The organism is Paenibacillus sp. JJ1722 (genome assembly GCF_048282685.1).
GTDB lineage: Bacteria > Bacillota > Bacilli > Paenibacillales > Paenibacillaceae > Paenibacillus > Paenibacillus polymyxa_B.
Map to the genome: position 1 here is coordinate 1,090,386 of NZ_CP182500.1, position 22,750 is coordinate 1,113,135.

Sequence of the window (22,750 nt, forward strand, 5' to 3'; positions counted from 1 at the left end):
GGTGTAATCGGGTTGCCTTTTTATGTAAGAGTTCATTGATAGCAGTGAGTGCAGTCACATAGACACATTCGAAAACATGACTATAATGAACACATAGTTAAAATTTAGTCTTTATGGAGCTGACGGTTCCAAACATCTCATTTACAAAGGAGAGAATTCATCTCATGAGCATACATTTAGAATTGGATTCCTTGTCCGTTGAAAGACTAGAATGGGCTCTTTCAGGACGACCGGGAATGTTCAAGTTGTTTTATGACACCGAGGATTGTGGATGCAATGGCGTACTTGTCATCTTGGTTGTCACTACACCGAATACAACTGATAAAGTAGTTCAGTCTGAGCCTTATTCTTTTTGGGTAGATCAGCAGCAGGAGCAGCAGTTCGATAGCAGAATGCGGCTTGAGGCAGACCCTAGTTACCCGTCATTCAAGCTAAGTAGTGATGCCGGTTTATTTAGTAGCAACATTAGAATTAAAGATGTCCGCATAAAATCGTCTGAGGAGTGATAGGGAATGGAAAAAAATAATCTTACCCAATTTCAATAATATCAGGAGAACAAATTCAACAAACGTATTATTCGTAAGGAAGCGGCGGTAGTCAAAGGGGATATCATTCATATCACTGGGGACGAGCATTTTGCTTATCGCAACGGCGCAGATACTACGTCTAGCCTGTATGTCGTTTTAATGAAAATACCAAGTGAGGATTATGCTCAGAATAGATAATAAGAATTCATTAGGCACCCAAAAAGCATGAATGAATACCAAACTCCAAAAGACGAACCTGATCCAGCCCAATTGGAAGAGGTTCGTCTTTTGCGTTATATTCAATTCGTTCCTCCAAAAAACGAAGTGTTTAGTGGTCTGCTCTGAAGTGGTACAATAACCTTTATGATAATCGGAGAAGGACGTTGAGAAGATGAAAAACTTGCTTGTTTCGGGCTATCGTGCCCATGAGCTGAATATTTTCAGTCAGAAGCACGAAGGCATTCCATATATTAAAAAGGCGATTGCAGGCAGGCTTATTCCCCTGGTCGAAGAAGGGTTGGAATGGGTGATTACCCCCGGCCAATACGGGGTGGACTTGTGGGCCTGTGAGGTCGTTACTGCACTAAAACAGCAATATCCCCACCTCAAATGCTCTATTATGATGGCTTATCAAAATATGGAAGAAAAATGGAAAGAGGATAAAAAGGAATATTTTCAGCAGATTTGTGCCGAAGTTGACTATGTGGGAGTAGTCAGCCGCCAGCCTTATCAGGGAATATGGCAACTTAAGGCACGGGATGAACTCCTTTTCCGCAAAACAGACGGTTTATTGCTTGTTTACGATGAGGATGCGGGAGAGGGCAGCCCACGTTTTATGAAGGAACTTGCATTGAAAAAACAACAGGCAGAGGGCTATCAATATATCAGCATCAGCTCGGAGGATATCCAGAGCATTGCGGATGAAGAACGATTATTCATGGACCTCTGATTTTTAAAGCATTAGCCCGGATTTTTGAACAAAAAGGACGTATTCGTCCCTTTACATTCATGTAAGCGCTATCATAAAATTTAAATAACAATAACTTATCAGTCACATAAAATAAATCTATTGAAAATACAAACCATGAAAGGAGCTAATGATTCAGATGAACAAAAGGTTTCGGTATACTGCGTTGCTCTGTCTCGGTGTAATGTTGAGTGGAGTGGTCACCCCGATGGATAGCCAGGTCTCTGCTGCTTCTACGAGGCAAATGGAAAAGCTAAGCCGGGGAGCTGTCGCTGTTAAGGTGCCTGAGGGTGTACTGGTGAGCTGGCGCTTGCTGGGCACGGAAGCGGATTCGGTCGGCTTTAATTTGTACAGAGGGACAAGCAAGGTGAACGATGCGCCGATTACATCGAGAACCAACTTTTTGGACAAGGCAGGTACGACCTCATCTTCGTATACCGTTCGTGCCGTGGTCAATGGAGCAGAGCAGGGCGCTTCTCCTGCGGTGAAGGTATGGAACAACAACTACCTGGATGTTCCGATCCAGCAGCCCGCGGGAGGCACAACTCCGGATAATGTGAACTACACATACCATGCCAATGATGCCAGCGTAGGGGATCTGGATGGGGATGGCGAGTATGAGATTGTGTTAAAATGGGACCCTTCCAATGCCAAGGATAATTCGCAATCCGGTTATACGGGAAATGTATTTTTGGATGGCTACGAGCTGGATGGAACACGCAAATGGCGGATCGACCTGGGACGGAACATACGGGCTGGAGCTCACTACACGCAATTTCTCGTCTACGATTTTGATGGAGATGGTAAAGCAGAGATCGTATGTAAAACAGCAGACGGCACAGTGGATGGTGCAGGTGTAAAGATTGGGGACGCTTCGGCTGATTATCGAAACACGAGCGGATATATTTTGAAAGGTCCTGAGTTTCTAACTGTGTTCTCAGGTGATACAGGCAAGGCTCTTAGTACGATTGACTACGTGCCACCGCGCGGAACGGTATCGAGCTGGGGAGATAATTATGGTAACCGTGTGGATCGTTTTCTCGCCGGGGTTGCTTATCTGGATGGTGTGAGACCCAGCATTGTGATGGCACGTGGTTATTACACCCGCACCGTTCTGGTCGCATATGATTGGCGGAACGGTAACCTGAGCCGACGCTGGACCTTTGACAGCAACAGCTCCACCAATGCCGGGACGGCTGGACAGGGGAACCACAGTTTGAGCGTGGCGGATGTGGATGGAGATGATAAGGATGAGATCGTGTATGGCTCGCTGGTTGTAGACGATAACGGAGCGAAGCTGGCTAACACGGGGATGGGACATGGAGATGCACTTCATGTTGGCGATCTGGACCCCGACCGTTCAGGTTATGAAGTGTTCAAGGTGAACGAGGACAAAAATGCCACCTACGGAGCTGCCATGTACGACCCGCGTAATGGAAATATTTTATGGGGCGTAAATACAGGCAAGGATACCGGAAGAGGCATGTCGGCAGACATTGACCCGCGGACCAAAGGGAACGAGCAGTGGGCACCGGGTATTGGTTTGCGTTCAGCCAAGGGGCAGCTCATCACCAACACGCTACCGTCTTCCATTAATTTTGGCATCTGGTGGGATGGGGATCTCCTCCGTGAACTGCTGGATCATACCTCATCAAGCGCTGGAAAGATAGACAAGTGGAACTATACGAACTCGACTACTTCCAACTTGCTTACGGCAACAGGAACGAGTTCCAATAACGGAACCAAAGGAACACCGTCCTTGCAGGCCGATCTCTTCGGTGACTGGCGTGAGGAAGTCATTTGGCGCAAAAGTGATAATTCGGCGCTGCGGATCTACACAACACCATACGAGTCAGAACATCGATTCTATACGCTTATGCATGATCCAGTGTATCGCCTGAGTGTTGCCTGGCAGAACGTAGCTTATAATCAGCCGCCGCACACCGGGTTTTATCTCGGAGAAGGGATGTCCAAGCCCCAGCAGCCGAATATATATACTCCTTGATATGTCGTTCGAAAGTGGTCTGAAAGCAGGTAGAATGAACAAAAACAGAGAGGGCTCCTAGCTAATTGGAGCTCTTTTTGTCATGAGAGCCCAAAAGATAACGTATGATTTCCATAAAAATGGGAACATTAGTTCTTATTGATGGAACATATGTATGAAAAAGGAGGCGGAATCTGTGAGTTCTTTAACGACAGAAGGCATGATCGAGCTCGTAACTAATGTCGGATTCCCTGCTGCATTGAGTCTGATTCTGTTAAAATACATCCTCGTCACTTTGAGTCGCAGATTGGAGGAGCTGGACCGATCTGTTAAGCAACTGTCACTATCCTTGGAAGAGATGGAGGCAAAGCAGTTGAAACAATCAGAACAGCCGTCCCCGGCAAATACGGACAAACTTCGTGCAGAATGAACAAAAAAAGGCAAATAGAAACAATTTAGCAACCCAATCGAGAAGCGAAATTCTTATAATAGAAACGTGTGCAGTTTATGCAGACATATGATTATGGAGGTGTATATGAGTATGAAAATAAATACGAAGCTATCCGCGCTGTGCATTGCGGCCACACTTATGAGCGTGGCACAGGCCGCCGCTGCCGCGCCCGCCGTGACCGCTCCAGCGGAAGGGACGCAACCGAGCGTTGCCAGTCCGGCCGCATCCGTCCCAGCCCAGGTGCCAGCACCCGCAGCATCTGCGTCGGCTACGATGCCAGCCCCGGCGCAAGCGCCGTCGGTTCCAGCCGCCTCGACCCCGGCTGCAGCCGCAGGTTCTGCCAAAGCCGCTACACCAGTAGCTCCGTCTGCACCAGCACAGCGTCCATCTACATCGGTAGCACCAGCGGCTGCTCCGTCCGTACCGTCGACTGTGAAGCCGTCTAAGCCGCAACAGCCGTCCACTTCGGCGCCAGCAGCCGCGGCTACCAGCGTGAAACCGACGCAGCTGGACAAGCTGAACCACGAGAGTGCGGTTCCGCTAGTGCTGGAGGCGCAGTCTCGTTATCAGTATGCGATTAGTGGTGGCAGCCCGGTAGGTGAGTCGTTCCAGTTGAACGGTAAAAGCTACCGCTATCTGTCCGAGGACATCGGCACGAAGACCAAATTGATCAGCTATCTGACGCAGGCTTACACAAAGCAGGCCAGTGAGCAATTTGTCGGTAAATTTTTCGTTGAAGTTAACGGCAGATTAGCTCAGTTGAACGCAGATGGTGGCAATTTGCTAGAGTTCAGCCGGGCTACGGCGAAAATGGTAACCATGACTCCGGTGAAGCGCAGCTACCTGCTAACCGTGCCTTATCCGGCAGAAACCAAGCAGCCGAATGCGAAAATCACCGTGAATTTTGAAAAGGTCGGCAGCTACTGGAAAATCAGCTCCGCGCCGCATGTCATTTTCTAAATTAAGATTTTGCAACAGGCTTCATATGGGGTAAAGTGATGTTAAGGCTTGTTTCGTAAGCCCCAATTCAATACAGGGGAGTGCTGTGCAATGATGACACCCATCAAGGTAAAAGACGTGAAGGATATTGAAAAAATCAATCAAATCGTTTCGAATTATACCTATGACATCTGGATTCATGGCAAAAGCGGCATGGCAGATGCCAAATCCATTTTAGGCATGTATGTGCTGAAGCTGGATGAGCCGCTAACTCTGGTTGTACCTGACAATGTTAATCCCAAGAAGCTGTTCAAGGAGTTGGAGGAGTTTATCCATTTTCCTGCTCAAGAAGGATAAAAGGCAAGAAAGCACCTGCTCTATTACTAAAATAACGCAAAGAAGCCGTGGAACCAAAGTCCCACGGCTTCTTTTTTTTAGTGTTCTTCCTCGTCCAAAAACGGGAGATTCACCGAATAGTACATAACCCCCATAAGCAACACGCCACCAACCAGATTTCCGAGCGTAACCGGAACGAGATTATGGATCACGCCAGCGACAGAAACCGTACCCGGATGATCCAGCACGAGCGCAATGGCGAAAGTACACATATTAGCCACGCTATGCTCATATCCCGAAATGAAAAAGCAGAATACAAACAGCATCATGGCAAACATCTTTGCGCCATTTTCCTTCATAAACATTGGAACAAAAAAGGCAAGACAGACCAGCCAATTACACAAAATAGCTCGGAAGAATAGCTGCATTGCAGGCGCTTCCATTTTATGCTCAACCACGTTCAGTAGAAAGCTGTTCACGCTGGAGGAGTCAAACAGCCCGGTCAAGTAAATAAGGAGTGCAAATACCCCTGCACCCAGCAAATTACCACCATAGCTGGCAGCCCATAATCGAAGCACCTGCCCCCAGCGCAGCTTTTTACGGAGCGCAGCATACGTGTAATAGAAGGTGTTACCTGTAAACAAATCCCCGCCGCCGTAAGCGATCAGAATGATGGCCGCTCCGAACGTGAGTGCCGCCATGGGATAAGTGAATGGAGAATGCTCCATGTAAAAAAAGTTGCCCGTCTTGAAGGCTACAATAACGCCGAACCCGATGAACATACTCGCCAGCATGGAACGTGCCAAATACCGGAGTAGGCTCTGCTTATAAATTTTGTACTTCTTCATGGCTAGCTGTTCGACATTGCGTAAGCCTTCCGTCTCCATATTTAAGGACAACCTCCTATTTTCTCATATGTAAGTCTTTAAACAGACTTTATTTTTCCCGAAACATGCCCAGTCTATCAGCAATCCTATTAGCTTAACAAGCCAAGCTTTTGCAGTCCGTACAAAATACCGTCTTCATCTGCGCGTTTTGTGACCATTTTAGCTGCGGCTTTGGCTTCATCACAGCCGTTGCCCATCGCGACGCTGTTATGTATAGCTGTCAGCATCTCGACATCATTTAAGCCATCGCCAAAGGCGTATTGATTTTCATCGGCAATGCCCAGTCTGGATGTAATTTCGCGAATGCCCTTCGCTTTGGAGCCAGCATGAGGAACAACGTCCACAGAACTCGGATGCCAGCGCACAAAGTCAAACGCCTTGAATACCGCTTCATAGAAAGGCTCTTCTTCTGCTGTACACATCAACAGCGTCTGATAAATATCTCTTCCCTGGAAATAGAGCGGGTCGTATCCAACTGAAATCTTGGCCTTAAGCGTTTGGACTGATCTCTCCACAAGCTCATCGTTAGGAATATTGGCCTTCATGTCCATATGATCCATATATACGAGAGCATGATTATGTGTGAGGGCCAGATCGGTCATCGCTTGCAAGGCTTCTCTGTTCAACGGATTGGTAGCGACCACTTCCCCGCGAAGCACGACATATTGCCCATTAAAGCTGACGTAGGAGTCAATTTCCAACTGCTCGCGGATATCTTTGAACATAAAAGGCGCACGGCCTGTTGCGATGGCCACCTCATGTCCCAGCTCTTTCAAAGCAAAGACGGCCTTTTCTGCCGTTAACGGCATTTTCTTGTCATCGTCCAGTAATGTACCGTCGATATCGAAAAAGATAATTTTTTTGTCTGACATGTCCCTACACCTGACTTTCAATAATGTATTGTCGAAATAAACTCATATGGATTCATTATATCAAAGGAACTGCTTCTGAATACACAAATACGTATAAATCCTCATGAATGTCCGACCTCTATAGCTTACAATATGAAATAAGGATTACTGTAAAATATAATTTCTATCTCCTATTTTCATAGATGGGATGTGATCACCATGACAAAAATCCAAGTCACACCGGAGCAGCTGGACAGCGTGGCCTCCCAATTTGCCAATGCCCACGGCACACTGTATAACCAGTTAAACGGCCTGGATAGCACAATGAACCGCCTTCACAGCCAGTGGGATGGTATGGAGAGGAATCGTTTTTATAATGACTATCGTACGGCTAAATATACACTTTCTTCTGTATTAAATAAGGTTCAATCCATTGAAATTGAGCTGAAAAGCATCGCTTCGAAGTTTAGAAATGCGGATGGTGAAAGCACACGTGGCTTCTGGACAGCCCTAGCAGCGGCAATGAACGCTAGCGCAGCGCTGGCAGGCAGTGGAGAGGCTGGAGATCATGATGGTGAAATTGCCAAACAGCCCAAAAACATAGACAAATGGGATCAGGCAGACGCGGATAAATATCATCAATATGAGGAACTGCTGAAAAACGCCGAGGCCATCGGCGACAAGCAGGTTATGCAGAAAATTCATGACCAGATGAATGTCCTGCGGCTGCAATATGAGGACTCAGTTCCCCGTACAGATTACAATACAGGAGAGACCTCCAAGATCACATCCGATTCCCTTGTCGCCGTCACCGAACTGACAGGTAAAGACGGAAGCAAAACGGATATATCTATCGATAAAAAAGGGAATGTTGTGAGTTATGAGCAAAATACGGATAAATACGATTACTGGGTCCAAAAGCATACCCAATCAGCCGGAGAGCACGCTCTAGGTAAAACGGCCCAGACCGTCACCGGATATGGAATAGGTCTTATTTTGTCGCGCGGGGCTGGAGTTAGTGGGGCAGGTTCGGGCATCGGTTCTGGCGCAGCCTCCGGGTGGGGGGAACACGTCGTCGGCATTGGTGGCGGCATGCTCAGTGACAAAGTACTCTTCTCTGTACCCGATGAGGGCGAAACTCGTACCATGATCTACCGAACGAATAAAGAAACCGGACATATTGAAAATATGATCATCGTCACCAAAGGTGAGAATGAAATGGAGTATCGCTATTGGGAGGATTATAACTAGGTCTTGAGCTGTGAACGATAATAGCGTGAATAGGAGTATCTATAAAATCTACAGTCTTTTTTTCTGGAACAGGTGAGCGGCAGGTGGAAACTGTAAACTCGCTAGCTGGAGAAGTCTGTAGATTTTTTGGTTTACCAATTTTTTCGGAAAACCGATATATTAAATAGATAGAATACATATCCAAAGAGAAGTGCAAATTTAGTAGAACTAAATTTATAGATGGATAAACCGTGGATTATGGTAAAAGGCACAGTGCTTCTGTTGAAATTGGAAGGCTGTGCCTTTCTATCAACTCTACCATTTCACAGACTTGCAATTGGGGTACCAAATGATGGATGATGGAAGAGAGGATTTTATGTAGAAAATAGGGCTAAAGATAGAGAGGATACCAATAATAAATAGATCGGATTTACCGTATTTTTGTATATTATTGTAGAAAAAGATCGTAATTCAGGTTATAGTAAAGGAAGAAATTAACTAGGATACCTTTACCCAAATACGTAATTGTGGAGGGAAACATGAGTACATTTAAAAATTGGTTGAATACAACTAAAAAAGGACTTGGAGACCAAGTTAAGAAGTTTAAGAATAAAGATTTTATGGAAGCTGTTGTTGCAGGCTGTGCATTAGTAGCATTTGCTGACGGTACGATTAGTCCGGAAGAGAAAACAAAAATGGCCGGATACATAAATATCAGTGAAGAGTTGAAAGTGTTTGATATGGGTGAGGTCATCAACCGTTTCAATCACTATGTAGCGAACTTTGAATTTTCACCTGAAATCGGCAAACAGGAAGCACTGAAGGCGATTGGTAAATTGAAAGGTAAGCCTGAAGTAGGCCGACTTGTCGTTGGCGTATGTAGCGCTATTGGCGCAGCTGATGGTGACTTTGATGCAAATGAGCAGCGAATTGTGGCTGAGATTTGCGGCGCGCTTGGTTTGAATCCGTCTGAATTTAGTCTGTAAATTTTACGGAAGGGAGGTGTGTTAATCAGTGGCTGTAATTAATCTGGTCAAGGGCCAGAAAATTGATTTGACCAAGGGAAACACAGGACTAACCAAGGTTATAGCAGGATTGGGATGGGACCCTGTACAGTCCAAAGGATTTTTTGGCTTCAAGAAGCAACCCAATATTGATTGTGACGCTTCTGCCATTTTGCTGGACGCCAACGGAAAACTGACTCAGTCAGATAACGTAGTGTGTTTCCACAATAAAAAAAGTCCATGTGGCTCTGTCGTGCATTCCGGTGATAATTTGACCGGACAAGGCGACGGTGATGATGAACAAATTGCGATTGACCTGGCACGTATTCCTGCCAATGTCGACAAAGTGCTTGTTGTTGTGAATATATATGATTGCGTAAACCGGAAACAGGACTTCGGCATGATCGAGAAAGCGTATATCCGTATTCTGGATGGTGCTAATTCCAAGGAACTGGTGACGTTTAATTTATCTGATAATTATGAAGGGCTGACCGCACTGGTCTGTGGAGAACTCTATCGTCATAACAACGAATGGAAGTTTGCTGCAATCGGTGAAGGAACCCATGCCGTACATATTGATGTGCTGGCTCAGCGTTATATGTAATTTTAGGTTGCTCATACAAAACTTAATGTGAAAAGGGGTTCTTACTCATGGCAATTAACTTATCCAAAGGTCAAAAAATCGATTTGACGAAAACAAATCCAGGTTTGTCTAAAATCACAGTTGGTCTCGGTTGGGACACAAACAAATACGATGGCGGTAAAGATTTTGACTTGGACGTATCCGTGTTTTTGGCTAATGCGGAAGGTAAAGTAGAATCCGATAAGAACTTTGTCTTTTTTAATAACCCACAAAATGAGAACGGCTCTGTCATTCATACAGGGGATAACCGCACAGGTGATGGCGACGGAGATGACGAGCAAATTAAAATTGATCTGGGTAGCGTGCCAGCTAACGTTGAAAAGATCGCTTTTACGATTACAATCTATGAAGCACAAGAACGCAGCCAAAACTTTGGACAAGTGTCCCGTGCTTACGCTCGTATCGTAAATGAAGCAAACAATGAAGAATTGGTCCGCTTTGATCTGGGAGAAGATTTCTCGATCGAAACAGGCGTTGTTGTAGGCGAACTGTATCGCCATAGCGGTGAGTGGAAGTTCAATGCCATTGGTAGCGGCTACCAAGATGGTCTTGCAGGATTGACGCGCGATTACGGTTTGGCGTAAAAAATCTATACAAAGAAAGCAGGTATGCGGAATGACCATTAGCCTTTCCAAAGGACAGCGTATTGATCTGACCAAAACGAATCCCGGCTTGACTCGTGTCGTTGTAGGTCTTGGATGGGATACGAATAAATACAGTGGTGGCGCGGACTTTGACCTGGATGCTTCGGCTTTCCTACTTTATGAAGACGGTAAAGCCAAAGCTGCGGATGATTTTGTATTTTACAACAACCCGACAGGCGGAGCAGGATCGGTTACTCATACGGGCGATAACCGCACAGGTGAGGGCGATGGGGATGACGAGCAAATCATCGTTGATTTCTCGAAGATTCCTGCGAACATCCACCGTATCGGGATTACGGTTACCATTTATGATTACGAGGCACGCGCGCAAAACTTTGGTCAAGTGTCCAATGCTTTTGTACGTGTGGTAGATGCGGCAACGGATCGTGAAGTGCTGCGCTACGATTTGGGAGAAGATTTCTCCACCGAAACGGCCGTCGTATTCTGTGAATTTTACCGTCAGAATGCGGACTGGAAATTCCAGGCTATCGGTAGTGGCTTTGCTGGTGGATTGGGTGCGCTTGCTAAAAACTATGGCTTGGACGCTCAATAATATCCACTTGGGGTGGTGTCCATAGGGCGCTACCCTTTCTTTTTAAGCTATTACATTAGCGTACGCTGACACATGACAAACGGACAGAAAGGTGACACAATCATGGCTGTTATCGTAGTAAAGGGACAGAAGGCGGATTTGACGAAAGCAAATCCGGGCCTGACCCATGTCAACGTAGGGATTGGCTGGGAGTCGCCAGCGTCTCTGGAGCTGGATACTTCGGCATTTTTGCTGGGTCCTGGAGGAAAAGTATCGGGCGATGAGGACTTAATTTTTTATAACAATCCGACCACGCCCTTTATCACCTATTCAGACGGACAACAGTCCGGTGACAAAAAGCAATTTGCCCTTGATCTGACGCGAATTCCTGCAAACATCGAGAAGATTGCGTTTACGCTGACGATTTATGATGCGGATCAGAAACGGCAAAATTTTGGACAGGTTCAAGGTGGGTTCATTCGTTTTGCTCATCCGGTTAGCGGAGAGGTTTTGCGGTTTAATTTGGACAGTGGATTTACAGTGGAAACGGCGATTGTCATTGGGGAACTGTATCGTCATAACGGGGAATGGAAATTCAACGCGATTGGCGCAGGTTTTTCCGGTGGATTGGATGCGTTGTGCGTTAATTTTGGGATTGAAGTGGAAAACAGTCCGGCTCCTCCCACGCCAGTGCCTACACCTCCGTCTCCAGCGCCTCGGCCAGCACCAACGCCGCCACCAGTACCACCTGCTCCGAAGCCAGAGCCATCTGCAACACCGGTGAATCTGAATCTGCGGAAAATTGAGCTGAAGAAGAAGGGCGACACCATCAACCTGAAAAAAGGCTCAGGCGGATTGGGTGAAATCCTGATCAATCTGAACTGGAATCAGGTGCAGCAAAGCAAGGGCTTTTTCAATCGCGGCTCCAAGGGTGTCGATCTGGATCTGGGCTGCTTGTATGAGATGAAGAACGGAGATAAAGGCGTTGTGCAGGCGCTCGGGGAAGTTTTCGGTTCTCTAAATCGCTTCCCGTACATTGCTCTGGATGGCGACGACCGTACAGGCTCTGTGAAAACAGGGGAAAATCTTCGCATTAATGGTGCTAAAATTTCCGAAATTAAGCGAATTTTGGTGTTTACCTTCATCTATGAAGGAGTCACGAACTGGTCACAAGCGGACGGGGTAGTCACGCTGTACCAGAAGGATGGGCCGGACATTATCGTTCACATGAATGAACATGACAATCGCAAAGGGATGTGTGCGATTGCCATGATTCAAAATGTAAACGATGAAACGTTCAGCATTGAAAGACTCGTGCAGTTCTATGGCGGTCATCGTGAGTTGGATCGGGCCTATAACTGGGGCATGCGCTGGTCGCAGGGTAGCAAATAAATTGAATTATCGGAGGCACTCTTTTCATGTTGAATGATTTGTTTAAAAATATCAGCGAAAACTATGGCCATTTCTTTTCATGGAGTGATGTTGTAGCTACGCTTACTGATCCAGTGAGTTGGGGGATTATAGGAACTCTCATTTTGCTGGAAGGACTTTTATCGGCGGATAACGCCTTGGTTCTCGCAGTTATGGTTAAACACTTACCCAAGGAACAACAGAAGAGAGCCTTATTTTACGGGATTTTGGGTGCGTATATATTCAGGTTCCTGGCTATCGGCTTGGGTACATTCCTGATTAAGTTCACACTGATTAAGGTACTGGGTGCGGCTTATCTGCTCTATATCGCTTATAAGGGCTTATTCAAGTCCGAAGGTGATGGAGAAGTGAAAAACAAACCTACTTCTTTTTGGAAAACCGTATTAATGGTCGAACTGATGGATATTGCCTTCAGTATTGACAGCGTCATTGCCGCTTTCGGTGTGAGCGAGAAAGTATGGGTTCTGTTCCTGGGTGGTATTCTCGGCGTTCTGATGATGCGTGGTGTTGCTCAAGTGTTCCTCAAGCTCATTGATAAATTTCCGGAACTGGAACAGACAGCCTTTATTATGATCGCCATTATCGGGGGTAAAATGCTGGCTGCTGCTTTTGGCTTTCATATGTCGCAGGTTTTATTCTTCGGCATTTTGATTGCTGTCTTTGTAGGCACAATGGTTATCAGCTCGGCGAAAAGAAAGAAAAAGGCCGACAAAGAGGCTTAATGTACAAAGTATAGCGAAATCCCTCCTGAAACTAAGGGGGGATTTCTTTTATACCCGAAGCACAGGGCTTCAGTCAGGCAAGAAAGAGCAAGAGGAGGGGAAGGGCCCTGAAATATTTTAATGATTTAACCTCTGAGGAAGTAGAAGCGATCTTTTATACTCCACCGTTGGAGTTTCATAACCGTTCTCCCAAAAGTATATTGGCTTATGCAATAGGAGCTGCTTTGTACATGCCTGCTACCCGCTCGGAGGTAGCGGAAGAGATCAAAAATGGAAAACATGAAGGACTAACTACGGTCATTTTAGATTTGGAGGATGCTATAGGGGATCACCAGGTCGGACAGGCAGAACAATCACTGGCACAGCAGCTGCTTCAACTACTATCCTATGTACGGACGGGGATGATGAGTGAACAGCAATTACCTTTGTTATTTGTGCGTGTGCGCTCTGTAGAGCAGTTGGAACGACTACTGAACGGTTTGGGTGAATCTTTGTCGCTACTCACGGGCTTTGTCTTACCTAAGTTCTCTTCTGATAATGGACGGGCGTATTTTTCACTCATTGCTGAATTTAATCGAAATATGCATACAGGGGCAGGAAACGCAAGCGACATGCCTGTGCTGTACGGATTACCGATTCTTGAAAGCTCCAAAATCATATATCGGGAAACTCGCTGGAAAGAGCTGCTGTCGATTAAAGAAATTTTAGACGAGTACCAGGAATATGTGCTGAATGTACGAATTGGGGCAACCGATTTCTCCAGTCTATATGGCTTGAGACGCAGCCCGGATATTACGATTTATGAAATTGCCGTCATTCGGGATTGCATCGCAGATATTATTAACTTGTTTGGACGCGTGGGCTCAAATTATGTCATTTCCGGTCCTGTATGGGAATATTTCTTTCACCGAGAACGTGTCTTTAAACCTCAATTAAGAGTGTCTCCTTTCGAAGATGCACTTGGAAAGCCGGGAAGACACTTGCGGATGGACTTCATCTCAGATGCCGTAGACGGACTGATTCGAGAAGTCATGATGGACAAAGAGAATGGGATTATCGGCAAAACAATTATTCATCCCTCCCATATTAAACCGGTACAGGCCATGTATGCGGTGACACATGAAGAGTATATGGATGCACTTGAAATTGTTGAGCGTAACGACGGCAGTCTGGGTGTATTCAAAAGTACCTATGCCAACAAAATGAATGAAATTAAGCCGCATTTGAATTGGGCTCATCGAATTATCAATAGATCAAAAGTATACGGGGTGTTACATGAACAACAACATTTTGTCAGTCTCTTACCCAACCACGAAAACACATCTGCTGCCAATCCTGGAGCAGTTCAGCGTTAAAATTACGGAGACGCATAATCCATTCCGCCTTCCTGTGGACAAGCTGTTTGCGATGGCGGCACGGGTCAATAAAAAGCGTTCGTTTTTGTTTGTCAGCAAGGTGCTGGGTAAGCATATTCCGGTAAACCCATACACTTCTCTGCTCAGTGGTGCGGCGCTGGCGATTCTACTATATAAGGAGCTTGTCCCACAGGCAGGACAACAAATGGATGAACTGATTGGAGAGGCCGTGAGAGGACTTCTTGACCCGGACTATGCGAAAGAGGCCTACCGAAAGCTGATGGATGAACGTTTAGCTTTTGCTTTTACGGAGCCGATCAAGTTTGTTGGTTTTGCCGAGACGGCTACAGCACTGGGACACAGCATGTATCGGTTGTTTGACGACGGAGCCTCGTATATTCATACGACGCGCGAGGATATTCCGGGCCTTCGGCCTATTATTCGGTTTGAAGAAGAGCATTCGCACGCTGTTGACCATCGTTGCTATGCACTGGATGAAGATGCTTTTGCGGGAGATGGCCCGATTGTGCTGGTAGATGATGAAATTACGACGGGAAAAACAACGCTTAATATCATACGGGATATTCAGGAGCATTTTCCGCGTAAGCAGTATGTGATTGCTTCATTATTGGATTGGCGGACAGACAGCGATGAGCAGGCTTTCACTGATCTGGAGGCAGAGCTAGGCATTACGATTACGCCTTTAAGCTTGCTCAAAGGAAAGATTGAGGTACAGGGAGTACCCATACTGGATCACGCAGAATATGCTGCACAGGTTGGGCACCCAGAACATGCAGCCACTAGCATGGCAGAGGTTAATAAAGACGCTTCTGGAATAATTGACCACCGTTTTGAAAAGGATACTTCCGGTTTTGAGCGGGTAGTACACAGCTCCATGTCAACGGACGGGTACGCCAATACAGCTCCTTATCTAAAATATACAGGCCGTTTTGGTCTACAATCCGCTGACAATTCAGCGTTGGATGCAGAAATCACGCGTACAGCTGAACGACTGAACCAACTTCGTTCTGGGCAACGCACGCTGGTTATGGGCACAGGCGAATTCATGTACATTCCAATGCGGATTGCAGCAGAGTTAGGTCTGAATGTGTATTTTCAATCGACGACACGCAGCCCGGTGTATCCCCATCGCGAAGAAGGGTATGGAGTCGCCTGTGGTGTGACATATCCATCACCTGAAGACAGTACGATACGCAATTTTATTTATAATGTAGACCCCGGTCAGTATGACGAAATATTCATTTTGATGGAAAGGGAGTCGGACCCAGAGCGGATGAACCCCATGCTGGAGGCTTTGACCTGTCTGGGCTGCGATAAAGTGCATGTCGTTTATTTTAACGGTTTAACTAGTCAGGAGAGTAAAGGAGCGCGGATATGAAGCAAGCACTCATGGAGCAAATACAGCAGAAGAACATTCATCCGCCCGAACCGCTGGGCAGTTATCCTGCCTCGGATGTCACTTTTTTATTGAAGGATTTGAGCCGGGTTACGTTGGAAAAAGGGACGGAGGATCGTGAAGAGGCGATTCAGTCGGGAGTCCATTATTCAGAAATGCTGCCAGTGGAATACGAGCCCACAGCAGAGTATATTGCACTGTTTCACGAAACGCTTGCCCAATCTGCCAAAAAGGTTGCATTAGCGGCAGCTTCTGTGGCTGAGATGATTGTGAGAAAAAGAGGCCTGAACACGGCGATTGTTTCTCTTGCCAGAGCAGGGACGCCCATTGGTATCCTGATCAAGCGTTATATTGACTGGAAGTATGGCGTATCCTTGCCGCATTACAGCATTTCTATTATTCGTGGCAAAGGCATTGACCGGAATGCGATTTTATACATTTTACAACAGCATGGACTGGAGATTGAACTTCAGTTTGTCGATGGCTGGACGGGGAAAGGGGCGATTCGCCAGGTATTGATTGAGGCCTGTCGTGAGATGAACGCGGATTACGGGTTGCGTCTAAATGATGATCTGGCGGTGCTGGCCGATCCGGGCAGATGTTCAGAAACCTTTGGTACACGAGAAGATTATTTGATTCCAAGTGCTTGTCTGAATTCGACTGTATCAGGTTTGATGAGTCGGACGGTATTACGCGACGATCTCATAGGCCCTGACGATTTCCATGGGGCCAAATTTTATGAATCCTGGCGGTCAGTGGATCAGTCCAATACGTTTGTGGATACGGTATCCGGGTACTTTCAAGACGTGGCTGAAACGGCCGTTGCATATGCTGAACAAATGACATTGAATCCGCCTGCGGTGACATGGCAGGGCTTACGGGATATTGAGGCGATTCAGCAGGCATTTGGTATTCGGGATATCAATCTGGTCAAGCCCGGAGTGGGGGAGACGACTCGTGTACTGCTGCGCAGAGTGCCGTGGAAAATTCTGATTGACCGCGAAGATAATCCGAATCTTCAGCATATTATGCTGCTGGCAAAGGATCGTGGAGTGCCTGTAGAGGTATTTGAAGGATTGACTTATTCCTGCTGCGGAATTATCAAGCCGCTCAAGGGGGGACAAGAATGATCTACGCAAGTGACTTAGATCAGACACTGATTTACTCCAAACGTTCGCTTGGCGTACCGCTGGAGTCCCCTGGTCTGTTGCCTGCGGAACAGATAGACGGGGCAACGTCGGCTTTTATTTCTGAACAAGCCCTGCAATTGCTAAGGACACTGCCTGAAGATGTGATGTTTATGCCCGTGACGACTCGGACGATAGAACAGTATAGACGAATCACTGTGTTTCAGACGGAGTTGGTTCCCGCATATGCCGTGACGAGTAATGGTGGAAACATCATCGTCGGAGGCGAGGTGGATCGAGAGTGGAATCGGCGTATTCATGAACAAGTACGCCGTGATGGTGCTCATGCGGAAGAAGCACGTCAGGTGTTCGGACAGGTGCTGCATGAAGACTGGGTCGTAAACGAACGCTTTTGCGACGAGTTATTTTATGCTTTCATGATTGAACGGGATCGTATGCCGCTGGAACAGGTGCTGGAGAAGGCACGAATCATGCGTGAAATGGGCTGGGAGGTATCCATTCAAGGTCGTAAGATATATCTGGTGCCTGCGGCTGTGAATAAACAGGCAGCCGTGGAGCATATCCGTAATCTCACGAATGGAGGGGCTGTGGTTGCGTCCGGTGACTCTTTGCTGGACCGTTGTCTGCTGGACTATGCCGATTATGCGATTGCTCCCCGTCATGGTGAATTGTATCGGGAACAGCTGCGAGATAAGCTGGAGGTCAATTACCGTTTTACAGAAGTGTCGGGGGTGTATGCAGCGGACGAAATCATGGCGTATGTTCATGCAATACACCGGAGTGTATTCGCAGCTCAAACTTCATTTTCAGAATAGATAGGGGACGTGGCTCTGTGAAGAAGGTTAAGGTGTATTTTAACCGCTGGTTTTCAGTGGCGTATCATTATATGAATGCTATTCGTAACAATGAGGACGGTATTCCGTTCGAGATCTATGCGACGCACTCAGATCCGCAGCACATGGCGCTACAGGCCAGTGATGTGGCTGAAGTAGAGCCTCGCACCAGTGGTGTGGAGTACGCACAATTTTGCGCTGATTTTTGCAAGCGGCACGGAATTGATGTCTTTATCCCACGGTGGAATATGCTCGATATTAGCAAGCATCTTTATTTGTTCGATGATATTGGGACAAAAGTGATGGTATGCCAAGATACCGAACTGCTGGAGCAACTGATGGAAAAGGATTTGTTTTATGAATCCATTCGTCAAAAGGAAATTGTCACGATTCCCGATTATGCCATTGCCAGCAATGCCGAGCAGTTTAAACAGGCATATGAGTCGTTAATAGCACGTGGGCATAAGGTATGCTTCAAGCCATGTAATGCAGAAGGCGGAATGGGCTTTCGTATCATCGACAATGAACGTAATCCGCTGGAGGAACTGTTCGGCCATGCGCTGAATCATATTTCGTTCGAGGAAGCACACCGCGTATTGTCATCCACAGAATCATTTCCCAATCTGATGGTGATGGAGCTGCTGGAGGGATACGAATACAGTATTGACTGCCTGGCTGACCGGAACGGAAAGCTGCTAGCGGCAGTTCCGCGTAGGAAGGCAGGAGGACGATTACGGCTGCTGGAGCAGCATCCCCAGCTGTTGGAGGTGGCACAGAAGGTCGCTGAGGCGTATCACATTCCGTACAATTATAACATTCAGGTAAAATATAACGGCGAGCATGCCAAGCTGCTAGAGATCAATCCGCGGATGTCCGGAGGACTTCATGTATCATGTTTGTCTGGTATCAATTTTCCTTATCTAGCGGTGAAATCGGCTTTGGGTCATGAGATCGGTTCACTTCATCCGCAATACGACATTTTAGCCAGTCATATCGAGCAGCCAATCACCATACGTAAATCCGTACATTGACACACACAAATATTGTTTTCTACAATATGGTAAGGGTTTACGTCAGGAGGTACAAGCTATGACGTCAAAAATGTGGGGTGCCACGATTGCTGTGGTTAGCTACCTGATTGCGCTTTTACTAAGTTTTTGGTTGCCACTGTTTGTGTGTTTGGCGATTCCGATCATTGGTTTGGGAGGATACAGCGCCATCATGGCTATTCGCCATCCTCGCCCCAATCTGACCGGTTCCGTGATTCCGGTGGTGCAGGAGCAGGTCGCTGAGACACATCAGCATGAAAAGGAAGCTGCCGTTCGACCGGAGTCTATGACAGGACAAGTACGTCAATCAGTTCAGGTGAGCAGTGAATTTGCTCAGGTGATGGAGTATTTGGAGGTACTGGAGGATATGGTGATCTCCGAGGGACAGAAGGATGCGCTTGATAACGAGATTGTCGAGAAGGCGCTGGCTCTATTTGCACGTTTGCAGCGGGTCATTCCACTTTTGCATGAACTGAACAACAGCGAAGTGAATCATACGGTTCGGAGATTGATTTTGAAGGATTTGAACGGACTGATTAATCCGTTTCTTCGGCTCAGCGGCGATGCGAAGCGGACTAACCGGAGGACGTTATTAAACGGATTACGGGATGTGGACAGCAAAATATCGGTAATTGTATCTACGGTGGAGCATAAGGATCTGTTGGAATTACAGAGCAAAGCGGAGCTTATTCACCAGCGATATAGCAGTTCCGAATTGTAGGCGATTTTTTGGGAAAATAAAAAAAGTAGCAGTATAGCTGCTCTGAATAACAACGATTAGACTTGGGTAACAGTTGTTTTCAGAATAGGAGGTAGCGTATGGCGACCCCATGGGCTGAATTGAAAAAAGAAGATGAACAAAAGGTGACTGAGGAGGCTTCACAGCTGATTCAGAAGGTATCACAAAGCGATGTCATGAGCCTGGATACCTTAATGGATGATATCGGTAAGCTGGGGGTTAAAACGCAGGAACGTGCGGGGCAAACCCTTAAAATGCTGGATCGTCCGGTAAACGACCTCATGTCCGGTGATCGGGCTGAGGTATCCAATATGATCTTAAAGCTGCGTGATGAATGCGAAACGCTCCAGCAGAGCAAAAATGTGAGCTTTTTTGGCAAGCTTCTGCGTAAAAGCCCGTTAAAGAACTACATTTACAAGTATCAGTCGGTGAAGACGAACATCGAGAAAATCATTACTGCCTTGAGAGATGGTAAGGATAATCTGGAAGAAAACATCGTCAGCATGAGACAGTTGAAGAAGGCTTCCATTGAAGAAATCTACAATTTACAGACGAAGATTGCCTTTGGTAATCGCTTGAAAGAACTGTTTGAGACCGAGATTGCCAAGCCGGAAAACGAAAACCGTAAGCCACATCTGGAGCGGGGATTGCGCAAGGTGGTTACTCGTACACAGTCGATGACAGAAATGATTTTGTTATACAATCAGGCGATTGCAGCAACAGATATTATTAATGATAACAATGATAAACTGATTGATTCTGTAAATAATGCGATTGATAAAACATCGAATCTGATCACTGTATCGGCTATGATCGCGATGGCGCTGGCGGATCAGGATAAAATCATTTCAGCCGTCGATGCGACCAACCGTACGATTGAAGATCAATTCAAGGAAAATGCAAAGCTTCTCAAAACGACGACCGAGAGAACGACAGATCTGCTTAGCAAGCCTTCTATGTCACTGGAGGCTGTGAATCAGGCGATTGGTGATTTGGTATCTGCTTTGGATCTGTCTGAAAAATCGAATCGCCAAATTATTGAAAGCTGCCATGATTACACAAGTAAAATGACAGCAATCAATGCCAACCTTAGCCAACGCTTGGGGATCGAAGGGAAAGAACCATCCAAAACACTGAAGGATAGCAATTCTTCTGAGGGTTTAAGCTCGTTTTTGAACTGATGACAATGTAGAATAATAGCCCCAATCTATTAAAAGACGCCGGATGACTCCGAAAGGCGTCTTTTTTGGTTTGGCAGTAGCTAATAAAGGACATGATGAACATACATAGCATTCTCGTGCATAAACTCTTAAAAAGCGAATGACAAAAGGAGAGAGCGAGCGTATGATGTCCTTTATTTTAGGGTGTGTGATTGTCTATTTACTCGTGGCTGTCAGCAGCGAAAAAGCAGATTCAATTGTGGAGTTAAATGATTCTGTGAAATAAAATTTTTTATTGAAAATCATGCATTTTCTGATAGGATAGAGTTAAATATTGGAATCCCAAAGGAGAATGCATGCTGGAATTTTCATTTGAAATCATCGACGAATCGAAAATCAACATTGTATATCAGTATGGAAGCAGCAACTTCAATTTTAATTTATTTTTTAACTACGGTGTGTGGACGCTGCATCCTTTTGACGGGATTCTGCTGCAGAACAAGGAAATGTGCCGTCTGATCGTTACGGATCTGTTTAAGAACAAAGATTTTCATGTCATGCTGGCGCGCGAAAATATTTTATTGTCAACCCTGCGTACCTCTATTGATCTCAATCCCGAAACTCGGGGAGAGCGATATCAGGAACAGGAGTTTGATGAGCTGTCTGATTTTGCTGAGACACACAGCTTTGAAGAGGTACTGCAAATCGAGCAGGATTCTGTCCGCGAGCGTATGGATTTCTTCCAAAACATCATTCAAAAAATGTATATGGAAGGATTCGGTCCGGAAGACAATGATTTTAACAAGGTACAAGCTATTCTTCGCATTTATAAGGCTGCACATGACCAACTCGGAGAATTGAGCGACTTTCCCCTGAGAGGCGACGAACGACGCAGATGGTAGAGTAGGCGTACAAACGCAAACATCATAGAGGAGCGTGGGGAACATGAGCGGTATTTCTTTACTTAAAAAGAATGCGCAACTGGTACTGACTAAAAAGAATCTAACAAATGTGACTGCGAGAGTTGGATTGGTGCTCGATATTTCAGGATCTATGAGAAGTTTGTACAAAAATGGTACCGTTCAAAAGGTGTTGGAACGAATTGTTGCAGTAGCGAGTTCTTTGGATGATGATGGTGTACTGGACGTATGGGTGTATGATCACCGTTTTTCACGTTTGCCGTCCGTTACCGAAAATGACGTTGACAACTATGTTGAAAGACATATTCTGTCCAATGATTATTTGCCCAAGTTCGGTCGCAATGATGAGCCGCCTGTGATGCGCGATGTCATCGCCAAATACACCAAGGAAGAACCCTCTTCTGATCCGGCCTTTGTTATTTTTATTAATGATGGCGGTGTGAAGCGTGGAAAAGGAGATAATATCGATAACGCAGTCATTGATTCGTCAGGAGAGCCGATTTTCTGGCAATTTATCGGTGTGGGTGAGTCCGATTTTGGCGTATTAAAGAAGCTGGACAACATAGAAGGCCGTGTGGTAGATAACGCTAACTTCTTTCAAATTCAAGATATCGAATCTATGGAAGACAATGAATTGTACGAACTATTGCTTAACGAGTTCCCGTTATGGCTGCAAGAAGCCAAGGAAAAGCATATTTATTAAGGCTACTAAGTATTGTAATATGCGATCCTATAAAGCTTCATATAAAAAATACAAAAAGAGAGAGTTACGCTAGCAAAAGCTTTGCGAAACTCTCTTTTTTCTTTACACACCTCTAAAACGTGTAGAAGCTCTACGGCGGTTTGCCAGCGGAGCGGGCAGAATTGTTCTGAAGAAGCGAAGCGTTCGCCTTTATCCCCGGATTTTACCCTTACAGGTTCTATTCAATAGAAATCCGGGGATAACAGCGATCGGAAGAACAATCTGCACGCGCAGCGCCC

Annotated in this window: 24 protein-coding genes; 22 read left to right on the forward strand and 2 right to left on the reverse strand. The window is 46.1% G+C overall.

Annotated elements, in window-relative coordinates; translation table 11 throughout:
• Nucleotides 1–164: 164 nt before the first annotated feature.
• The 6 genes from ACM1ND_RS04970 (at nucleotide 165) to ACM1ND_RS04995 (ending at nucleotide 5,225) form a co-directional block, all read left to right on the forward strand.
• On the forward strand, nucleotides 165–506 hold the full coding sequence (locus ACM1ND_RS04970) for an iron-sulfur cluster biosynthesis family protein (RefSeq protein WP_418027151.1): 342 nt from the start codon (nucleotides 165–167) through the stop codon (nucleotides 504–506).
• Nucleotides 507–918: 412 nt separating this feature from the next.
• A complete protein-coding gene (locus tag ACM1ND_RS04975; RefSeq protein ID WP_023987185.1) occupies nucleotides 919–1,476 on the forward strand; it encodes an SLOG family protein in 558 nt (185 codons plus the stop codon).
• Between the two features lie 157 nt (nucleotides 1,477–1,633).
• Nucleotides 1,634–3,499, forward strand: a complete 1,866-nt coding sequence (locus ACM1ND_RS04980) for a rhamnogalacturonan lyase (RefSeq protein ID WP_023987186.1) — start codon at nucleotides 1,634–1,636, stop codon at nucleotides 3,497–3,499.
• Between the two features lie 175 nt (nucleotides 3,500–3,674).
• Complete coding sequence (locus ACM1ND_RS04985) at nucleotides 3,675–3,908, forward strand: hypothetical protein (protein WP_023987187.1); 234 nt, start codon at nucleotides 3,675–3,677, stop codon at nucleotides 3,906–3,908.
• A gap of 111 nt (nucleotides 3,909–4,019) precedes the next feature.
• Nucleotides 4,020–4,889, forward strand: a complete 870-nt coding sequence (locus ACM1ND_RS04990) for a DL-endopeptidase inhibitor IseA family protein (protein WP_069081273.1) — start codon at nucleotides 4,020–4,022, stop codon at nucleotides 4,887–4,889.
• A gap of 90 nt (nucleotides 4,890–4,979) precedes the next feature.
• The gene (locus ACM1ND_RS04995; RefSeq protein ID WP_023987189.1) at nucleotides 4,980–5,225 is read left to right on the forward strand and encodes an HPr family phosphocarrier protein; all 246 of its coding nucleotides are present in this window, start codon (nucleotides 4,980–4,982) and stop codon (nucleotides 5,223–5,225) included.
• Nucleotides 5,226–5,302: 77 nt separating this feature from the next.
• Here ACM1ND_RS04995 and ACM1ND_RS05000 read toward each other — a convergent pair whose 3' ends face one another.
• Nucleotides 5,303–6,091, reverse strand: a complete 789-nt coding sequence (locus ACM1ND_RS05000) for a formate/nitrite transporter family protein (protein WP_013308962.1) — start codon at nucleotides 6,089–6,091, stop codon at nucleotides 5,303–5,305.
• A gap of 89 nt (nucleotides 6,092–6,180) precedes the next feature.
• Nucleotides 6,181–6,963 (reverse strand): Cof-type HAD-IIB family hydrolase, encoded by a 783-nt coding sequence (locus ACM1ND_RS05005; RefSeq protein ID WP_023987190.1) that lies wholly within the window; start codon nucleotides 6,961–6,963, stop codon nucleotides 6,181–6,183.
• Nucleotides 6,964–7,161: 198 nt separating this feature from the next.
• On the opposite strand from ACM1ND_RS05005, the gene ACM1ND_RS05010 reads away from it, so the two are divergent.
• The 16 genes from ACM1ND_RS05010 to ACM1ND_RS05085 all read left to right on the forward strand — a co-directional run bounded on the left by ACM1ND_RS05010 (nucleotide 7,162) and on the right by ACM1ND_RS05085 (nucleotide 22,472).
• On the forward strand, nucleotides 7,162–8,193 hold the full coding sequence (locus ACM1ND_RS05010) for a WXG100 family type VII secretion target (protein WP_053324723.1): 1,032 nt from the start codon (nucleotides 7,162–7,164) through the stop codon (nucleotides 8,191–8,193).
• A 518-nt stretch (nucleotides 8,194–8,711) separates the two neighbouring features.
• Nucleotides 8,712–9,158, forward strand: a complete 447-nt coding sequence (locus ACM1ND_RS05015; protein ID WP_013369616.1) for a tellurite resistance TerB family protein — start codon at nucleotides 8,712–8,714, stop codon at nucleotides 9,156–9,158.
• Between the two features lie 28 nt (nucleotides 9,159–9,186).
• Nucleotides 9,187–9,780, forward strand: coding sequence for a TerD family protein (locus tag ACM1ND_RS05020; RefSeq protein ID WP_013308969.1), 594 nt, complete (start codon nucleotides 9,187–9,189; stop codon nucleotides 9,778–9,780).
• A 47-nt stretch (nucleotides 9,781–9,827) separates the two neighbouring features.
• Nucleotides 9,828–10,403, forward strand: coding sequence for a TerD family protein (locus tag ACM1ND_RS05025; RefSeq protein ID WP_023987193.1), 576 nt, complete (start codon nucleotides 9,828–9,830; stop codon nucleotides 10,401–10,403).
• A gap of 31 nt (nucleotides 10,404–10,434) precedes the next feature.
• Nucleotides 10,435–11,016: a TerD family protein gene (locus ACM1ND_RS05030; protein WP_023987194.1), complete on the forward strand. Its 582-nt coding sequence runs from the start codon at nucleotides 10,435–10,437 to the stop codon at nucleotides 11,014–11,016.
• A gap of 102 nt (nucleotides 11,017–11,118) precedes the next feature.
• Nucleotides 11,119–12,387, forward strand: coding sequence for a TerD family protein (locus ACM1ND_RS05035; RefSeq protein ID WP_341057995.1), 1,269 nt, complete (start codon nucleotides 11,119–11,121; stop codon nucleotides 12,385–12,387).
• 26 nt (nucleotides 12,388–12,413) lie between these two features.
• Nucleotides 12,414–13,148, forward strand: a complete 735-nt coding sequence (locus ACM1ND_RS05040; protein ID WP_023987196.1) for a TerC family protein — start codon at nucleotides 12,414–12,416, stop codon at nucleotides 13,146–13,148.
• A gap of 167 nt (nucleotides 13,149–13,315) precedes the next feature.
• Nucleotides 13,316–14,503, forward strand: coding sequence for an HpcH/HpaI aldolase/citrate lyase family protein (locus tag ACM1ND_RS05045; RefSeq protein WP_418027156.1), 1,188 nt, complete (start codon nucleotides 13,316–13,318; stop codon nucleotides 14,501–14,503).
• 52 nt (nucleotides 14,504–14,555) lie between these two features.
• Entirely contained in the window at nucleotides 14,556–15,902 is a 1,347-nt protein-coding gene (locus ACM1ND_RS05050; RefSeq protein ID WP_418028000.1) for a phosphoribosyltransferase family protein, read from the forward strand.
• Nucleotides 15,899–17,050 carry a cysteine protease StiP family protein gene (locus ACM1ND_RS05055; protein WP_023987199.1) on the forward strand — a complete coding sequence of 384 codons (1,152 nt, stop codon included), beginning with the start codon at nucleotides 15,899–15,901 and terminating at the stop codon, nucleotides 17,048–17,050. The genes ACM1ND_RS05050 and ACM1ND_RS05055 overlap by 4 nt, the downstream gene beginning before the upstream one ends.
• Nucleotides 17,047–17,883, forward strand: coding sequence for an HAD family hydrolase (locus ACM1ND_RS05060; protein ID WP_053324725.1), 837 nt, complete (start codon nucleotides 17,047–17,049; stop codon nucleotides 17,881–17,883). The genes ACM1ND_RS05055 and ACM1ND_RS05060 overlap by 4 nt, the downstream gene beginning before the upstream one ends.
• A gap of 17 nt (nucleotides 17,884–17,900) precedes the next feature.
• Nucleotides 17,901–18,932, forward strand: a complete 1,032-nt coding sequence (locus tag ACM1ND_RS05065; RefSeq protein WP_023987201.1) for an ATP-grasp domain-containing protein — start codon at nucleotides 17,901–17,903, stop codon at nucleotides 18,930–18,932.
• 58 nt (nucleotides 18,933–18,990) lie between these two features.
• Nucleotides 18,991–19,671: a hypothetical protein gene (locus ACM1ND_RS05070; RefSeq protein ID WP_028542074.1), complete on the forward strand. Its 681-nt coding sequence runs from the start codon at nucleotides 18,991–18,993 to the stop codon at nucleotides 19,669–19,671.
• Nucleotides 19,672–19,769: 98 nt separating this feature from the next.
• Nucleotides 19,770–20,870, forward strand: a complete 1,101-nt coding sequence (locus ACM1ND_RS05075) for a toxic anion resistance protein (RefSeq protein WP_023987203.1) — start codon at nucleotides 19,770–19,772, stop codon at nucleotides 20,868–20,870.
• Between the two features lie 335 nt (nucleotides 20,871–21,205).
• A complete protein-coding gene (locus ACM1ND_RS05080; RefSeq protein WP_023987205.1) occupies nucleotides 21,206–21,751 on the forward strand; it encodes a hypothetical protein in 546 nt (181 codons plus the stop codon).
• 43 nt (nucleotides 21,752–21,794) lie between these two features.
• Nucleotides 21,795–22,472, forward strand: coding sequence for a vWA domain-containing protein (locus ACM1ND_RS05085; RefSeq protein ID WP_071559138.1), 678 nt, complete (start codon nucleotides 21,795–21,797; stop codon nucleotides 22,470–22,472).
• The last annotated feature ends 278 nt before the right edge of the window (nucleotides 22,473–22,750 follow it).

What these genes read in the sequence shown, in the direction of transcription:
- ACM1ND_RS05050 (WP_418028000.1), top strand. Translation starts at nt 14,556, where the DNA reads ATGGCGGCACGGGTCAATAAAAAGCGTTCGTTTTTGTTTGTCAGCAAG.
- ACM1ND_RS04990 (WP_069081273.1), top strand. Translation starts at nt 4,020, where the DNA reads ATGAAAATAAATACGAAGCTATCCGCGCTGTGCATTGCGGCCACACTT.
- ACM1ND_RS05070 (WP_028542074.1), top strand. Translation starts at nt 18,991, where the DNA reads ATGACGTCAAAAATGTGGGGTGCCACGATTGCTGTGGTTAGCTACCTG.
- ACM1ND_RS05025 (WP_023987193.1), top strand. Translation starts at nt 9,828, where the DNA reads ATGGCAATTAACTTATCCAAAGGTCAAAAAATCGATTTGACGAAAACA.
- ACM1ND_RS05030 (WP_023987194.1), top strand. Translation starts at nt 10,435, where the DNA reads ATGACCATTAGCCTTTCCAAAGGACAGCGTATTGATCTGACCAAAACG.
- ACM1ND_RS05075 (WP_023987203.1), top strand. Translation starts at nt 19,770, where the DNA reads ATGGCGACCCCATGGGCTGAATTGAAAAAAGAAGATGAACAAAAGGTG.
- ACM1ND_RS05085 (WP_071559138.1), top strand. Translation starts at nt 21,795, where the DNA reads ATGAGCGGTATTTCTTTACTTAAAAAGAATGCGCAACTGGTACTGACT.
- ACM1ND_RS05015 (WP_013369616.1), top strand. Translation starts at nt 8,712, where the DNA reads ATGAGTACATTTAAAAATTGGTTGAATACAACTAAAAAAGGACTTGGA.
- ACM1ND_RS05040 (WP_023987196.1), top strand. Translation starts at nt 12,414, where the DNA reads ATGTTGAATGATTTGTTTAAAAATATCAGCGAAAACTATGGCCATTTC.
- ACM1ND_RS05035 (WP_341057995.1), top strand. Translation starts at nt 11,119, where the DNA reads ATGGCTGTTATCGTAGTAAAGGGACAGAAGGCGGATTTGACGAAAGCA.
- ACM1ND_RS04995 (WP_023987189.1), top strand. Translation starts at nt 4,980, where the DNA reads ATGATGACACCCATCAAGGTAAAAGACGTGAAGGATATTGAAAAAATC.
- ACM1ND_RS04970 (WP_418027151.1), top strand. Translation starts at nt 165, where the DNA reads ATGAGCATACATTTAGAATTGGATTCCTTGTCCGTTGAAAGACTAGAA.
- ACM1ND_RS05080 (WP_023987205.1), top strand. Translation starts at nt 21,206, where the DNA reads ATGCTGGAATTTTCATTTGAAATCATCGACGAATCGAAAATCAACATT.
- ACM1ND_RS05010 (WP_053324723.1), top strand. Translation starts at nt 7,162, where the DNA reads ATGACAAAAATCCAAGTCACACCGGAGCAGCTGGACAGCGTGGCCTCC.
- ACM1ND_RS04980 (WP_023987186.1), top strand. Translation starts at nt 1,634, where the DNA reads ATGAACAAAAGGTTTCGGTATACTGCGTTGCTCTGTCTCGGTGTAATG.
- ACM1ND_RS05000 (WP_013308962.1), bottom strand. Translation starts at nt 6,091, where the DNA reads ATGGAGACGGAAGGCTTACGCAATGTCGAACAGCTAGCCATGAAGAAG.
- ACM1ND_RS05060 (WP_053324725.1), top strand. Translation starts at nt 17,047, where the DNA reads ATGATCTACGCAAGTGACTTAGATCAGACACTGATTTACTCCAAACGT.
- ACM1ND_RS05055 (WP_023987199.1), top strand. Translation starts at nt 15,899, where the DNA reads ATGAAGCAAGCACTCATGGAGCAAATACAGCAGAAGAACATTCATCCG.
- ACM1ND_RS04975 (WP_023987185.1), top strand. Translation starts at nt 919, where the DNA reads ATGAAAAACTTGCTTGTTTCGGGCTATCGTGCCCATGAGCTGAATATT.
- ACM1ND_RS05005 (WP_023987190.1), bottom strand. Translation starts at nt 6,963, where the DNA reads ATGTCAGACAAAAAAATTATCTTTTTCGATATCGACGGTACATTACTG.